The sequence below is a fragment of the Planotetraspora thailandica genome (genome assembly GCF_016863335.1).
GTDB lineage: Bacteria > Actinomycetota > Actinomycetes > Streptosporangiales > Streptosporangiaceae > Planotetraspora > Planotetraspora thailandica.
The window spans coordinates 246,679-260,412 of the sequence record NZ_BOOR01000007.1 but is presented as its reverse complement, the minus strand read 5'-3'; the positions used below and the strand labels follow the sequence as shown (position 1 = coordinate 260,412).

The 13,734-nt window shown below is 67.0% G+C and carries 14 protein-coding genes, 2 tRNA genes and 2 pseudogenes; 7 read left to right on the top strand and 11 right to left on the bottom strand.

Annotated features, from left to right (window positions below; translation table 11 throughout):
• Window positions 1-46 precede the first annotated feature (46 nt).
• The 8 genes and pseudogenes from Pth03_RS06180 to galU form a co-directional block, all read right to left on the bottom strand.
• A pseudogene (locus tag Pth03_RS06180) lies at window positions 47-355 on the bottom strand (NUDIX hydrolase); the annotation flags it as partial.
• 75 nt (window positions 356-430) lie between these two features.
• A tRNA-Ala gene (locus Pth03_RS06175) sits at window positions 431-507 on the bottom strand.
• Between the two features lie 50 nt (window positions 508-557).
• A complete protein-coding gene (sepX, locus tag Pth03_RS06170; protein ID WP_203943147.1) occupies window positions 558-1,181 on the bottom strand; it encodes a divisome protein SepX/GlpR in 624 nt (207 codons plus the stop codon).
• Window positions 1,182-1,358: 177 nt separating this feature from the next.
• Window positions 1,359-2,003 (bottom strand): GNAT family N-acetyltransferase, encoded by a 645-nt coding sequence (locus tag Pth03_RS06165; protein ID WP_203943146.1) that lies wholly within the window; start codon window positions 2,001-2,003, stop codon window positions 1,359-1,361.
• Between the two features lie 55 nt (window positions 2,004-2,058).
• Complete coding sequence (locus Pth03_RS06160; protein WP_203943145.1) at window positions 2,059-2,535, bottom strand: MogA/MoaB family molybdenum cofactor biosynthesis protein; 477 nt, start codon at window positions 2,533-2,535, stop codon at window positions 2,059-2,061.
• 13 nt (window positions 2,536-2,548) lie between these two features.
• Window positions 2,549-3,034, bottom strand: a complete 486-nt coding sequence (gene moaC / locus Pth03_RS06155; RefSeq protein ID WP_203943144.1) for a cyclic pyranopterin monophosphate synthase MoaC — start codon at window positions 3,032-3,034, stop codon at window positions 2,549-2,551.
• Window positions 3,031-4,215, bottom strand: coding sequence for a molybdotransferase-like divisome protein Glp (gene glp / locus Pth03_RS06150; protein ID WP_203943299.1), 1,185 nt, complete (start codon window positions 4,213-4,215; stop codon window positions 3,031-3,033). The genes moaC and glp overlap by 4 nt, the downstream gene beginning before the upstream one ends.
• A 28-nt stretch (window positions 4,216-4,243) precedes the next feature.
• Window positions 4,244-5,149, bottom strand: coding sequence for a UTP--glucose-1-phosphate uridylyltransferase GalU (gene galU / locus Pth03_RS06145; protein ID WP_203943143.1), 906 nt, complete (start codon window positions 5,147-5,149; stop codon window positions 4,244-4,246).
• A gap of 24 nt (window positions 5,150-5,173) precedes the next feature.
• On the opposite strand from galU, the gene Pth03_RS06140 reads away from it, so the two are divergent.
• From Pth03_RS06140 to Pth03_RS42340, 3 genes and pseudogenes are all read left to right on the top strand, one after another.
• A complete protein-coding gene (locus Pth03_RS06140) occupies window positions 5,174-5,749 on the top strand; it encodes a 5-formyltetrahydrofolate cyclo-ligase (RefSeq protein WP_203943142.1) in 576 nt (191 codons plus the stop codon).
• 33 nt (window positions 5,750-5,782) lie between these two features.
• The gene (locus Pth03_RS06135) at window positions 5,783-7,291 is read left to right on the top strand and encodes a potassium/proton antiporter (protein ID WP_203943141.1); all 1,509 of its coding nucleotides are present in this window, start codon (window positions 5,783-5,785) and stop codon (window positions 7,289-7,291) included.
• Between the two features lie 46 nt (window positions 7,292-7,337).
• Window positions 7,338-7,550 (top strand): annotated as a pseudogene (locus tag Pth03_RS42340) (FmdB family zinc ribbon protein); the annotation flags it as partial.
• Between the two features lie 14 nt (window positions 7,551-7,564).
• On the opposite strand, the gene Pth03_RS42335 reads toward Pth03_RS42340, so the two are convergent.
• Window positions 7,565-7,771 (bottom strand): hypothetical protein, encoded by a 207-nt coding sequence (locus Pth03_RS42335; RefSeq protein ID WP_308442339.1) that lies wholly within the window; start codon window positions 7,769-7,771, stop codon window positions 7,565-7,567.
• 57 nt (window positions 7,772-7,828) lie between these two features.
• Between Pth03_RS42335 and Pth03_RS06125 the strand changes: the two genes are divergently transcribed.
• On the top strand, window positions 7,829-8,632 hold the full coding sequence (locus Pth03_RS06125; RefSeq protein ID WP_203943139.1) for an S-methyl-5'-thioadenosine phosphorylase: 804 nt from the start codon (window positions 7,829-7,831) through the stop codon (window positions 8,630-8,632).
• A 22-nt stretch (window positions 8,633-8,654) separates the two neighbouring features.
• Window positions 8,655-9,296: an SAF domain-containing protein gene (locus Pth03_RS06120; protein ID WP_239118785.1), complete on the top strand. Its 642-nt coding sequence runs from the start codon at window positions 8,655-8,657 to the stop codon at window positions 9,294-9,296.
• Between the two features lie 6 nt (window positions 9,297-9,302).
• Here the strand turns inward: Pth03_RS06120 and Pth03_RS06115 are convergent, their stop codons facing one another.
• Window positions 9,303-10,388, bottom strand: a complete 1,086-nt coding sequence (locus tag Pth03_RS06115) for a M15 family metallopeptidase (RefSeq protein WP_203943137.1) — start codon at window positions 10,386-10,388, stop codon at window positions 9,303-9,305.
• Window positions 10,389-10,479: 91 nt separating this feature from the next.
• The gene (locus Pth03_RS06110) at window positions 10,480-11,220 is read right to left on the bottom strand and encodes a hypothetical protein (RefSeq protein WP_203943136.1); all 741 of its coding nucleotides are present in this window, start codon (window positions 11,218-11,220) and stop codon (window positions 10,480-10,482) included.
• A 157-nt stretch (window positions 11,221-11,377) separates the two neighbouring features.
• On the opposite strand from Pth03_RS06110, the gene Pth03_RS06105 reads away from it, so the two are divergent.
• Both Pth03_RS06105 and Pth03_RS06100 read left to right on the top strand, forming a co-directional pair.
• Window positions 11,378-11,450, top strand: a tRNA-Arg gene (locus Pth03_RS06105).
• A 1,081-nt stretch (window positions 11,451-12,531) separates the two neighbouring features.
• Entirely contained in the window at window positions 12,532-13,590 is a 1,059-nt protein-coding gene (locus Pth03_RS06100) for a hypothetical protein (protein ID WP_203943135.1), read from the top strand.
• The last annotated feature ends 144 nt before the right edge of the window (window positions 13,591-13,734 follow it).

The window sequence follows — 13,734 nt, the reverse complement described above, 5'->3', positions numbered from 1 at the left end:
AGCATGGACCGTTCCCGGCCTTTCGGAGGGGCGGGCCGGGACACTCTTACAGCAGCCGCGTCCCGTCGTGGACTCGCACGAACGGGCCATCTTCGCGAAGTGCATCCATAATCCGGATACCTCGCGCCTCAGGCATGCGTTGTTTCACCTCGTCGAGTGTCAGCCAGGTCGATTCCAGGGCTTCATCGCTCGGTCGCGGCTCCCCGCCGATGGGATGGCACCTGAAGGTGAGGGATACGACTCCAAGGTTCATGTTCTTGTAGACCCCGGTCAGCACTTCCGGCTTGACCTGAACTTCGGTCTCTTCGAGCACTTCGCGGATGACCGCGTGCTCCGGGGTCTCGTCGAGCTCAACTACTCCCCCGGGCGGCCATAGTCACTCAGAAGATCAGAAAGGCCAGTTCCGATGATCGGAACTGGCCTCTGACGTTGGTGGAGCTATGGGGATTTGAACCCCAGACCCCTTCGATGCGAACGAAGTGCGCTACCGGACTGCGCTATAGCCCCAACGACTCGACTAGGTTAGCAAACTCTTGGGGTCCCTCGCGCCATCCGGATCAGTCTCCGACCGCTCGGCGGCCGTCGGCGTACTGATCGAAGACCTGGCTCCGCCTGCGCGCCTCGAACTGGATGATCTCCGCCTCGCGCGCCATGGCCTCCATGGCGAGACGGCACTCGCGCTGCCTGCGCAGATACTCGGCCCGCGCCTGGGCGGCCCTCTGCCGCTGCTCCCTGTCGGCCTTCACGGCCACGCGGAGCACGGCGAGGTAGCACACGAGGAGAACGCCCGAGGGGGCCACGCCCCACCAGGGCATGACCCGGACGGCGGCCGTCACCGTGGACGCCAGCACGAGCAGCAGGCTCCACATCATCCGCCTGCGCCTGCGGGCGACGATCCGCGCCCGGCGCTGGGCCTGCGTCGAGCGTGGCCGTACCGGTGCGGAAGGCGTAGAAGACGTGGAAGGCTCACCGGAAGCGCCCTGATCGGACTCCAGCGAAGACGGCTCACCGGACTCTTCTGCCGTTTTGGAGCGGTCCGCTGACGGATTCTCGATGATCGTGTCCGCCTCGGCCTGCGGATCCTCGATGATCTCGACGTGGCGGTCCCTGCGCAGCCACATCGGCAGCAGGACGCTGAGCCACATCACGACGATGGCGAGGTAGAGGAGGGCGCTACCCATCCAGCCACCTCCAGGCATGGTGAACACATCCGGGGACTCGAGTCGTCGGAGAGGTGCTCACGTCACGCACCGTAAGACGGTGTGTCACTGATTGACGAGCATTCGGGTCGGTGTGTCGCGAGATCGTCAAACCTGTTCATGTAATTCGATCCCGCGCGAACCGTCCCCGAAGATCGACTAGCCGGGGCTGGGCTCGCTTCGCCGTACGCTGGAGGCCTCCATCGTCCGGCGCCACTGCACCAGGAGGCCCCGCGGCACGTCCTCGACCGTCAGCGCGTAGCAGAGGTGGTCTCGCCACGCGCCGTCGATGTGGAGCTGGCGCCTGCGGACCCCCTCCTCTCGGAAGCCAAGCTTCTCCACGACCCTGCGGCTGGCGTGGTTCTCTGGGCGAATGTTTGCCTCCAGGCGGTGCAACCCGGTGGTGAAGAAGCAGTGGTCGACTGCCATGGCGAGGGCGGTCGGGATGATGCCCCGGCCCGCGAGGGCGCCGTCGATCCAGTACCCGACCTGGGCGGAACGGGCCGAGCCCCACACGACCGCGCCCACGGTGAGCTGCCCCGCGAAAGCCCCGTTGTAGGTGACCACCCACGGCAGCGCCAGCCCCTGGCGCGCCTCTCTGCGCAGGGTTCCGACCATCGAGACGTACGGCCCGAGCCCCGTTCTGAACAGGGGCGTCTCGGGGTTGCTCGGCTCCCACGGCCGCAGCCACTCGGCGTTGCGCAGCCGGGTCTCCCGCCAGTCCCGGACGTCACGCATACGCAGCGGCCGAAGCTCGATGGGACCCTCCGTCAGGACTGCCGGCCAGCCGCGAAGTCGATCCATTAGTCAATCATCCACCTGAGGACGGTCAACGCACCATGCGAGGGAGAGGTCTCCCTCACGTCACATGGTCCCCTCCATGGATCTGGTCCACAACATGGGCCAGGATCGTGGCCAGCACCGCCATGCCGTCCCGCACCCCGCCCGACGACCCCGGCAGGTTGACGATCAGCGTGGAGCCCGCCTGACCTGCCAGGCCACGGGACAGGATCGAGGTCGGCACCTTCTCCCTGTTGACCTGCCGTACGGCTTCCGCGATTCCGGGGATCTCCCGGTCGAGAACGCGGCGGGTGTATTCGGGGGTCAGGTCCGTGGGGGTGACGCCCGTGCCGCCGGTCGTGACGATGACGTCGTAGCCCTCGGCGAGGCCTTCGCGCAGCGCGGTCTCCACGGCCTCACCGTCGGGCACGACCACCGGGCCGTCGACGGGATCGCAGCCGGTCTCGGCCAGCAGAGCCGCGAGCAACGGCCCCGAGCGGTCCTGATAGATCCCCGCGGCGGCCCGGTTGGACACCGTGATCACCAAAGCGCGCACAGCCGCACTCCTCTCAGTCGCGGGTCCAGACTCCGGTCTTGCCGCCGGTCTTCTCCTCGACCCGCACGTCGGTGATGACGGCCGCCGGGTCGACGGCCTTGACCATGTCGACCAGCGCGAGCGCGGCGACCGACACGGCCGTCAGCGCCTCCATCTCCACACCGGTGCGGTCGGCGGTCTTCACGCGGGCGGCGATCTCCACTCCCGCGTCGGTCACGGTCAGCTCCACCTTCACCCCGTGCAGGGCGATCGGGTGGCACAGCGGCACGAGGTCCGGAGTGCGCTTGGCCCCCATGATCCCGGCCACCCTGGCCACGCCGAGGGCGTCGCCCTTCGGCATGTCGCCGGCGCGCAGCGCCGCCACGGCCTCCGCCGACAGCAGCACCCTGCCGGTCGCGAGAGCCGTACGGGCGCTGACGTCCTTTTCCGAGACGTCGACCATGCGGGCGGCGCCCGACTCGTCGATGTGGGTCAGGCCACCTCCGGCGGCTTCGCTCACAGTGCGATCACCTCGACCTCCGAGCCCGCGGGCAGCTCCGTCACGTCCTCCGGCACCACGATGAGAGCGTCGGCCGAGGCCAGTGCCGCCAGCTGGTGAGAGCCCTGCCCGCTGACGGGCGCCACAGTCTCGCCCGTGAGCACCCCGCGCAGGTAGGACCGACGGCCCTCCGGCGAGCGCAGGGGCGAGGTGGTGACGGCGCGCACCGTCTCCGGCAGGCTCGCGGGGAGTCCCTGCATCCGGCGCAGCGCGGGCTTGACGAACAACACGAACGACACGAACGACGAGACCGGGTTGCCGGGCAACGCGAAGATCGGCACCTTGTCGGGGCCGACCACCCCGAAGCCCTGGGGCATGCCCGGCTGCATGGCCACCTTCTCGAACCTCACCGTTCCCAGCGGCCCCAGGGCCTCCTTGACGGGCTCGTAGGCCCCCATGGAGACCCCGCCGCTGGTGATGACGGCATCCGCGCGCACCAGCTGGGCGTCGAGCCGTTCGAGGAACACCTGCGGGTCGTCCGTCACGGCGCCCGCGCGGAAGCCTTCTCCCCCGGCCTCCCGTACGGCGGCGGCGAGCATGAAGCTGTTGGACTCCCATATCTGCCCGTGCGCGAGCGGCTTGCCCGGCTCGGCCAGCTCGGCCCCGGTCGACAGAACCACGACGCGGGGGCGGGGCCGTACGACGACGCGGCGCCGGCCGACGCCCGCCAGGATGCCGAGCTGAGCCGCGCCGATCCGGGTGCCCGCGCTCAGCACCACGTCGCCGGCCTGCACGTCCTCCCCGGCCCGCCGTACGGCATGGCCGTACGGAGCGGCCTTGTGGATCGTGACCCTGGTGGTGCCGCCGTCGGTCCACTCCACCGGCACCACGGCGTCGGCTCCGCCGGGCATCGGGGCACCGGTCATGATGCGGGTGACCAGCCCCGGGCCGACCGCCCGCAGCTCGGCGTCGCCGGCGGCGATGTCCTCGATCACCGGCAGCGAGACGGGCGCGCCGGCCACGTCCTCGGCCCGTACGGCATAGCCGTCCATGGCCGAGTTGTCGAACGGCGGGAGCGCCACAGGCGAGGACACGTCCTCGGCGAGCACGGCGCCGAGGGCGCGCTCCAGATCCACCTCCAGAGGAGGCAGCGGCTGGACCGTGGTCAGGATGTCGGCGAGGTGGCGGTCGACCGGCTTCAGGCCACCGGGGTCGGACTGCTTCATGTCTCTAGGATCCGGCCTGGTCGAGGAATTCCCGCAGCCAGGGGATGAACTCGGGCGCCAGGTCGGGCCGGTTGGCGGCGAACTGGACGACGGTGCGCAGGTAGTCGAGCTTGTTGCCCGTGTCGTAGCGGCGGCCGCGGAACAGCACACCGTGGACGGGGCCGCCCTCATCGGGGCTCCGGGACGCCAGCGTCCGAAGGGCGTCGGTCAGCTGGATCTCGCCGCCGCGGCCGGGGGGCGTGTTCTCCAGGACCTCGAACACCGCGGGGTCGATCACATAGCGGCCGATGATCGCCCAGTTGGACGGCGCCTCGTTGGCCGGCGGCTTCTCCACGAGGTCGGTGATGCGGACGACGTCATCCTCGCCGGTGGGCACGATCGCGGCGGCGCCGTACAGGGAGACCTGCTCGCGCGGCACCTCCATGAGCGCGATGACGCTTCCGCCGTAGGTCGCGCGGACCTCGATCATGCGCTTGAGCAGGGGGTCGCGGGCGTCGATGATGTCGTCGCCGAGGAGGCAGGCGAACGGCTCATGCCCGACGTGCTGCTTGGCACACAACACGGCGTGTCCGAGCCCCTTGGGCTCGCCCTGGCGCACATAGTGCATGGTCGCAAGGTCGACGGGCAGCTGGACCTGGGACAGCCGCTCCGCATCGCCCTTGGCGCGCAGGGCGTCCTCGAGCTCGTACGCTACGTCGAAATGATCCTCGATGGAACGCTTGCTCCGCCCGGTCACCATGAGGACGTCGAGCAGCCCGGCGGAGACCGCCTCCTCGACGACATACTGGATAGCCGGTTTGTCAACGATCGGCAGCATCTCCTTGGGAGTGGCCTTGGTCGCCGGAAGGAACCGGGTACCGAGACCCGCGGCCGGAACGACAGCTTTGGTCACAGGATCGAAGTCAGCCATGGGTGAACATTAACGGAGCAGGCAATGGACAAGACGACCCTGCGTCAGCGGATCCTCCGCGATCGCGCCCGGCTCGACGAGGAGACCCTGCGGCAATCGGCGGCCACTGTGCGCGAACTGCTGCTCGACCAGCCGTGGGTGCAGATGGCCGGACTGGTCGCGTGTTATTGGTCGTTCGGCACCGAGCCCTCGACCCACGGGCTGGTCTTCGCCCTGTGGAAGCACGGCGCGACGGTGATCCTCCCCGTGATCCGGCCCGACCACGACCTCGACTGGGCGGTCTACGACGGCCCCGAGTCCCTCGCCCCCGGGCCGATGGGGATCATGGAGCCGGTCGACGCCCGGCGCGGAGCGGACACCATCCGCACGGCCGGCCTGATCGTGGTGCCCGCCCTGGCCGTCGACCGCTCCACCGGCGTACGGCTCGGCCGAGGCCGGGGCCACTACGACCGCGCGCTCGCCCGCGTGGGGCCCAACGTGCCGACGGTCGCCCTCCTCCACGACGGTGAACTGATCGACGGTGTCCCCGCCGAACCCCACGACCGGCGTGTACGGCTCGCCGCCACTCCCTCTGGGATCACCCAGTTGGTGCATATGTGAAAAGATCGGCGGTAGTAGATAGGGAGGGGACAGGTGGGCTTGAACGTCTGGCTTCTCCTGTCCGCCACCGTCGTCATCGCGGCCATCGCGTCCGTGCGAATCGCCCACCGCACCGGTCTGCCCAGCCTGCTGATCTACCTTGGGCTCGGCCTGCTCCTGGGCGAGTCAGGCATCGTCGGCATCCAGTTCGAGGATGCCCAGATCGCCCAGAAGCTCGGCCTCATCGCCCTGGCCGTCATCCTGGCCGAGGGCGGCCTGACGACCAACTGGAACCACGTCCGCGACGCCGTACCCGTCGCCCTGGTCCTCGCGACCGTCGGCATCGGGGTGAGCATCGTCGCGCTGGCCGTGGCCGCGCACACGCTCCTCGACATGAGCTGGCGGACCTCGTTGTTGCTCGGCGCCGTACTCGCCTCCACCGACGCCGCCGCCGTGTTCTCCGTGTTGCGTCGCCTGCCCCTGCCTCCACGGCTGGCGGGCATCCTCGAGGCCGAGTCGGGCTTCAACGACGCCCCCACTGTCATCGTCGTGATGATGCTCAGCACGGTCTCCGGACCCATGCCGGGCCTGCCGTCGGTGCTCGTCGAGACCGCGTACGAGCTGGTCGTGGGCGCGGCCGTCGGCTTTGCGGTCGGCCCCGCGGCGGCGTACGCGCTGCGCCGGGTCGCGCTGCCCGCCTCCGGCCTCTACCCCATCGCCGTGCTCGCCCTGGCGCTCGTCGCCTACAGCGGGGCGGCCTTGCTGCATGGCAGCGGCTTCCTCGCCGTCTACATCGCCACCTTGATCCTCGGCAACGCCCGCCTGCCCCACCGGGCGGCCACCAGGGGCTTCGCCGAAGGAGCGGCCTGGCTCGCCCAGATCGGGCTCTTCGTGATGCTGGGCATGCTCGCCAGCCCGTCTGAGCTGCCCCGGGTCGTCGTCCCCGCACTGGTCTCGGGGCTGGCCCTCGTGCTGCTCGCCCGGCCGCTGTCGGTCGTGGCGTCCGCGGCGCTCGCCCGCGCGCTGAGGATCGGCAGCGTCTCGTGGCAGGAACAGGCGTTCCTGTCGTGGGCCGGCCTGCGCGGCGCCGTGCCCATCGTGCTGGCGACCATCCCCTGGGCCGCGGGGATTCCCGACGCCAAGGGCCTGTTCAACGACGTGTTCATCATCGTCGTCGTGTTCACGCTCGTGCAGGGCCCCACGCTGCCCTATCTGGCGCGCGTGCTCGGCCTGTCCGCGGAAGGCGAGCCCCGCGACCTCGACGTGGAGGCCGCGCCGCTGGAGGAGCTCAACGCCGACCTGCTCCAAGTGCGCGTCCCGACCGGCTCACTCATGCACGGCGTGGAGATCTTCGAACTCCGCCTGCCCGTGAACGCGCTCGTGACCATGATCGTGCGGGGAGACCGGTCCTTCGTGCCCTCGGAAACCACCCGGCTGCGCGTGGACGATCAGCTTCTGGTGGTCACCACCGCCGCACAGCGACACGATGTCGAGCGTCGGCTGCGGGCCGTCCACCGCCGCGGCAAGCTGGCCGGGTGGTACGGCGAGACCGGCCTGAGCTAGGTTGACCCCTTAGGTGCACGGGCATGGCGCAATAAACCGGGCTTGAGTGGCGTTTGAGCTTGTTGATTGCTTACCATTAGCAGTCGAACGGGTCGAGTGCCAGTCACAGGAGGAGCGCGTGCCCACCTACCAGTACGCCTGTACCGTTTGCGGCGAGCAACTGGAGGCCGTCCAGAAGTTCACCGACGACCCGCTCACTGAGTGCCCCCAGTGCCAGGGCAAGCTCCGCAAGGTCTTCTCCCCGGTCGGCATCGTCTTCAAGGGATCCGGCTTCTACCGCACCGACAGCCGGTCGTCGAGCTCGTCCACCACCACGTCGTCCACGACGTCGTCGAGCGACTCGAAGAAGGCCGTCTCCACGTCGGGTGACGGCTCCAAGAGCGACTCGGCCACGAGCACCCCCGCTCCGGCCGCGGCGTCGTCCTCTTCCTCGTCATCGAGCGGCACGTCCACGTCCGCCGCCTGATCCACGGGCGGCATCGGGAGTTATCCACAGCCCCACATTTGCGATCATCGGCGATTCGTTAGGGTCGCCGCATGAGCAATCGCGCGCAGATCGGCGTCATCGGCGGATCGGGGTTCTACTCCCTGCTGGAAGGCGCTGAAGAGATCGACGTGGCGACGCCGTACGGCCCGCCGAGCGACACCATCACCGTGGGGCGCATCGGCGACCGGTCGGTGGCCTTCATCCCTCGCCATGGGCGCGGCCACACGTTCCCCCCGCATCGCATCCCCTACCGGGCCAACATGTGGGCCCTGCGCTCCCTCGGCGTCCGGCAGGTGGTGGCACCCAGCGCGGTCGGTTCCCTGCGTCCCGAGCTCGGACCCGGCGCCCTGGTCGTCCCCGACCAGCTGGTCGACCGTACGACCGACCGGGTGCAGACCTACTACGACGCAGGGGCCGTGCACGTCTCCTTCGCCGACCCCTACTGCCCGTCCGGCCGGGCTGTGGCGGCGGCGAAGGCGCGGGAGGCCGAATTCGACACGGCCGACGAAGGCACCCTGGTCGTCATCGAAGGGCCGCGGTTCTCCACCCGCGCGGAATCGAAGTGGTACTCCCAGGCCGGCTGGTCGGTCATCGGAATGACCGGACACCCCGAGGCCGTACTCGCCCGCGAGCTGGCCCTCTGCTACACGTCCGTGTGCCTGGTGACCGACCATGACGCCGGCGTGGAGGCCGGTGAGGGCGTCACCCACGAAGAGGTGCTGGCCTTCTTCGCCAAGAACGTCGAACGCATGCGCTCAATGGTGCGCGACATCGTCGAGGGCCTGCCCCTGGACCGTCCCTGCTCCTGCGGAGACGCCCTGGACGGTCTCACGCTCCCCTTCGAGCTTCCGTAGCCGGCGGGCCGCCATGCGTGCCATGAAGGTCCGGCGTCTCCTCGCACGCCACCGTCGTGTGATCGCCGCGCTGCTCGCCGGTGTCGCGGTGGCCTGCGCACTGGCGGCCGTCCGGCAGCCCCAGGGCGTGGCCGTCCTCGTCGCTGCCCGCGATCTCGTCGGCGGCCGCCTGTCCGCCGCCGACGTCACGACCGTACGGCTCCCGCCCGGCGCGGTGCCCGACGGCGCGCTCCCCACGAATACGGCCGTGGCGGGGCGTGTGCTGGCCGGTCCGATGCGGCGGGGCGAGCCGCTCACCGACGCCCGCCTCCTCGGCCAGGGGCCACTGACCACGGGTGAGCCGGGCAAGGTCGCCGTGCCGGTGCGGATCGCCGACGCGGACGCGGCCCGGCTGCTCTCATCGGGAGACGTGATCGACGTGCTGGCCGCGTTCGAGGGCCCCGTGGTCGAGGGCTCCGTGGACGACGCGGCCGGCGTCCCGGCTGGGAGTGGTGCCGTGCGGGCGGTCACCGTCGCGCACGGGGTCCGCGTGATGTCGAGCCCACCGACCGAGGCGGCGGACGACGGCGCGCTGCTCGTGCTCGCCACGAGCTCGGCCGAAGCCGCTCAGCTCGCCCAGGCCCAGGCGCACGCCCGGCTGTCCGTGGCCATCCATCCGCGATGACGCGGGTCAGAGGCTTGCGCCCAGCTTGGGGTCGTACTCCCAGTGCCACGGCTCGAACGGGTTGCTGTAGGCCCAGGCGGGGTGGATGAAGCCGTAGCGCTTGCTGTTGGCCTCCATCCAGTTGAACTGGACCGACCCGGAGTTCTGCACGCCGCCGCAGAGGTCGACGGCCAGCCCGAGACCGTGGTTGCTCCTGCCCGGCGTGGCCGCGAACCCGGGGCGCTGGTAGTAGATGGCCTGCTGCGACGCGAGGCTGCGATAGCTGTCGGCCACGCACATCTGCTTGCCGAAGTTCTTGGAGTAGGCGAGGTTCATGTCCGCGAACGCGATCGCCGCGTCGGCGCGGAGCTCGCGCCCCTTCTGCGGCAGCGGGCAGAGGCTGGTCTTGGGAAGCAGCCCGTTGGGGAACTGGGCGGCCGCGGAGACCCGGGTCGGGTCGCACGCCTGCGTCCCCCGGTTGCCCTGGTCCACGTCGACGCCCAGCTTGGTGAGCGACTGCGTGAGCGTCTTGACGACGTCACTCGACTTGGCGCGCAGGGTGTCGACCTGGTGGCTCATCTGCGCCTCTTCGAGGAGGTTGGCCGACCGCAGGTCCTGAGCCTCGGCGGCCAGCTTCTGCTTGTCCTTCAGGAGGCGGGCCGCGTCGTCGAGGACGGTGTTGCGGCCGACCGCCAGATGGTCGACGTCGCTCATCGCCCGCAGGGTCGTGGTGCCGTCGCCCTTGGCGAACAGCGGGCCCATGCCGCTGGCGGAAGGATCCTGGTAGACGGACTCGATCAGGCCGGACAACGGCTGACGGATCTGCTCCAGCCGCTTGTTGGCCTTGTCGAGCTCCTTCAGCTTGGCCGCGAGCTGCTTGTTGGTCTGGTTGAACTGCTTCTGCTGGGCGTCCAGAGTCTTGGTGGCGTCCGCGATCGCCTTGTAGGCCTCCTGGGCCTGCTTGCGCAGCGCCGTCAGGCTGCCCGGCTTGGGAGCGGCGGCTGCCCTGACGGAGGCGACGGGGACCATGTGGGGATTGCTCGCCTGGACACCACCTATGGAGGTCATCGCCAGAGCGGCCGCGATCAGACCGGCTGATCGAGGAGATGGCACGATCAACTCCTCTTTTTACGAACTCGTGACTCGGCCCAGGCACGCACGTTACTACAGCAGGAAGGGTGCCCGGGCCCGGTCGGCGAAGACGTTAACTGCCGGTCTGCGACTTCTTGTCCGAGTCGCCTGGGGCTGGTGTGGCGCTCGTCTTGGCGGACTCTTTGGTGGGTTCTTTGGCCGGTTCTTCGATGGTTGCTTTGGTGGTTGCTTTTGTGGCGGGTTCTTTGGCGGGTGTATCGGCGGGTTCGGCAGGAGGTTCAACGGCGGGTTCAGCGGCCTTGCCGCCGTCTTCCCGGCACAGGTCCCAGAGCCAGGTGTCCTTCCAGTCCAGGGCGCAGGTAAGGCCTTCATGGGGCTCATCGGACGGCTGGGCCGAGGACGCCTGGCCTGGCCGGGTGATCACGGCCGGCTGGGCAGCCGTCTCCTCAGGTCGGCGAACGACGACAAGCTGCCCGTAGAGCCGAGCCGGCCCCGGAGGCGCCGACATCAGCGTCGGCTCCATGACCGCGCTCTGCACGGCCTCTGCCACCGGCACAATCGGTGGGGCGCCCGGAGCCACGACGTCCGGAGCGGCGATGGCGACGCCCGCAGTGGGGCCTTCTTGGCGGCTGCGGGAATCGGTGGGCTCTGTGTTGCGGGCAAGGTCGGCTTTTGCTTGCGAGTCGGCCTGTGCGTGTAGGGCCGCCGTGTTCGTGGCACCCCTGGCCGTGGCCTCGAAGCCAGTGACATCGGCCATCAGCATGCCTGAGGCGAGGATCGCGGGCGCGATCAACCCCACGACGAGCACCACGGGACGCAGCCCACGGACATATTTGCGTCGCAATCCGGTCACGAACAGTGACGGTAGCCAGCGGGTTCGAGCGGAGACGCGCCCACTTGCCAGGGCTTTACCGCAGCTCAGGATGGTGATGACACATCAGCTTCGAACCACACCCCTATGGAGGCGCGCACTGTGCCAACCTTTCGCTAGGCTTACAGAGCGCATCAACGCCTCCGTAGCTCAGGGGATAGAGCACCGCTCTCCTAAAGCGGGTGCCGCAGGTTCGAATCCTGCCGGGGGCACTCTTTTGACCTTGGGGTTCACCCTCTGACCTGCGGTTCCTCTACCGCAGGTCTTTTGCTTGGTGAGCCACCCCGAGCAGCCATATGCAGCCGTAGGACCATGATCAGGGGACATACGGGGGATGATCATGGCGACTCCTCCACGTCGACCACCAAACAGGACGAGCAAGAGCGACTGTCGCCCTAAGCGGTCACGTCCCAACGATGGACTGATACGTACCCCTGCGGACCGAACCGCGCATCAGCCCTTGTCGGGCCCCTCCCGCAGGTTCAGCCAGTGGATTTGCCCTGGCTCTGTCAACACGCCAGGGCTTCTCCGTCAGCCCCTGCAGGAACTCACGGCGAGCGAGCAGGTCGAGCGAAGCGACCGGCTCGCCCATGACCAGCAGTTCGGGCCGTTTGGCCAGGTCCAGGGCGAAAGCGACGGCTACGGGGCGGCACAGCCGTCTTCTTGGGCGGGCATGACCTACCGACGCTCGTAATTTGTGAGCTGAGGTACCCGTTCTCGGAGTGGTGAGAGCGCGGCTTGTGGAAGCCGTTGATGTAGCTGAATATGAACTCCTCTGTCGATATCGCTATGTCGATGAGGTCGACGATGGCGACCCCGAACGCCTGCTCGACCTCGGTGGGCTGACGCACTTGCTCCTTGGCGGAACTGGGTCGACAGGCGCTCCGGCAGTCATGGGTCGATCCTCGGTCGGGGTCGGTAACGCCGCCGACAGGGCTGTAGTGGACTGACGGAGACTCATCTTGAGGAAACCCGGCGCCCAGAAGCCATGGTGTCCGATAATCGACATCTGTGAGCTCTGTCGCAGTTGGGTTGGCAGCATTTGCTGCATATATAGCAATCTGTGCCCTATTGGCAATATGGGCCACTAGCATGGTTTTTGTCATTGGAAGCCTAATGCGGTACTTCCATTATGAGTTCGCCTGCACTCCCTCATTTCTCCTCTTGAGGCGTTATGGAATCCGACGTGGTCTAGGGCCATATGTTCGCGATGTAACACATCGATGCAGACAGGGCTGGGGTGCCGCGATCGAATTACTACACCTCCATTCGCTGCTTCTGGCCGTACCATTCATGTGCTGGTTCTTTACGGGATTAACTCTCGGCATTGAGGCACTAATTGTTGGCCCATTATGGACTCAATTAGGGCTGCGAAAAGACGTTGCCCTGCAGGCGATTCCAATTCTAGCAGCCTTAGGTGCCGCTACTGGAGCTTGGCTATTCTTTCGCGGGTTTGGATATATCGCCCGACCATCAGTTAAGCACTATGGTAGATATGAACGAGTAAAATTGCCGGACGCATTAGGGCGACGAAGTAAGAATCGTTTAGCGCTGGATGCCTTCTGGCTAGCACACGTTCGCACCGCAACGATTGTTGTAGCTATATGTCAAATATGGGCGGTAATGCCCATTTTGCTTGGCAGCCAACTCCCGTCCTTGCTTAACTGGGGCAAAGATGGCTACGCAAGCATATTGCTGTCCATGGCGATTCTTGTGCCCCCAACAGTCTTAGCCAATTGGATTGTTGGCCGACTAAAAGATCGCTGGGCTGCGATGGAAATATCCGTGCGGCTTGCACAGCTGCTTGATCCGATTGAGCCTCAGGGTGGACAACTCGAAGAAGGGTCGATTGATCTTAGCCCAGAACCCAACTATTCCCTGAGAAGAGATCTTACGACTATTGTGGGCTTACTTGACGACGCAGCGAATCGACTAGACGCGCAACAGAAGCCCGGCTTCACACCACACCCCATGGCAACTACGCTGCGCGGGGTATCAGCAACGCTAAAGGATTTTCTCATGAGGCCGAATTTTGGCGCACACCTTCCAGTTCGCCTCCATGAGATCCTGCAGCTAGTACTAGTCATCTTTACAGGACCTAAAAGCGTCGCCCCCTACGACGATCTCACGTTGCTTGTTTCCGCATTTGATGACAATGGAATGCCTATAGCCATGCAATCCACAAAGCCCCCTGGTAGGATTTCAAGGATATTCTCACAAGCCACAATGGGCATTCAGGGTGCATTAACTTTTGTCGGCAGTCTTGCCGCATTGACGGTGCCACTACTTGGAGTTACCCTCGTTTTCTTAGGCAAAATCGATATCGAGAAGCTCACGGAGTTGCTGAAATAGCTGTTTCGCTTTCGCATCGAAGTGAGGCGAAGCCGTGACAATCGCCAACTTTCGTTGCTTGATTATCGGGCTGGGGCCATAGGCCGCCGCGGACCGGCTTCATGCTCCGACGGGTCGGACTGGGTGACCTTTGTGAACCTGATA

Bases quoted from the DNA above. Each gene is read 5' to 3' on its own strand.
- sepX (WP_203943147.1), bottom strand. From the start codon at position 1,181: ATGGGTAGCGCCCTCCTCTACCTCGCCATCGTCGTGATGTGGCTCAGC.
- Pth03_RS06165 (WP_203943146.1), bottom strand. From the start codon at position 2,003: ATGGATCGACTTCGCGGCTGGCCGGCAGTCCTGACGGAGGGTCCCATC.
- galU (WP_203943143.1), bottom strand. From the start codon at position 5,149: ATGGCTGACTTCGATCCTGTGACCAAAGCTGTCGTTCCGGCCGCGGGT.
- Pth03_RS06140 (WP_203943142.1), top strand. From the start codon at position 5,174: ATGGACAAGACGACCCTGCGTCAGCGGATCCTCCGCGATCGCGCCCGG.
- Pth03_RS42335 (WP_308442339.1), bottom strand. From the start codon at position 7,771: ATGCCGCCCGTGGATCAGGCGGCGGACGTGGACGTGCCGCTCGATGAC.
- Pth03_RS06125 (WP_203943139.1), top strand. From the start codon at position 7,829: ATGAGCAATCGCGCGCAGATCGGCGTCATCGGCGGATCGGGGTTCTAC.
- Pth03_RS06120 (WP_239118785.1), top strand. From the start codon at position 8,655: ATGAAGGTCCGGCGTCTCCTCGCACGCCACCGTCGTGTGATCGCCGCG.
- Pth03_RS06100 (WP_203943135.1), top strand. From the start codon at position 12,532: ATGTGCTGGTTCTTTACGGGATTAACTCTCGGCATTGAGGCACTAATT.